At 59.6% G+C, this 277-nt stretch carries 1 pseudogene; it reads left to right on the plus strand.

What is annotated here, in order from left to right:
* Positions 1–277 (plus strand): annotated as a pseudogene (locus C451_RS22550) (hypothetical protein); the annotation flags it as partial.

Consider the following 277-nt stretch of genomic DNA (forward strand, 5'->3'; position numbering starts at 1 on the left):
GCTCGAAGCTGCCGACGACCTTCGCGAGCTCACCAAGGACTGGTATCACGGTAATTTCGAGAATGCCGATCGATTCCGGGCAACTATCCTCCGCGAAGCCCACGGTCTCGCCGGGACGATGGTCCATCTGTTGGACCTCGCCGGTGTCGATCTGGTTCGAGAGTTCCGCCTCCCGAACTTTACGCGCGATTACGATGAGTCCGATCGCCACGATCTCGCCGAAACCATCGCTGTCGGAGCAGCCATCCAGAGTCGCTACCGGGAATTTGCGGCGTAT

Origin of the sequence: Halococcus thailandensis JCM 13552 (assembly GCF_000336715.1) — an archaeon.
Classification (GTDB): domain Archaea; phylum Halobacteriota; class Halobacteria; order Halobacteriales; family Halococcaceae; genus Halococcus; species Halococcus thailandensis.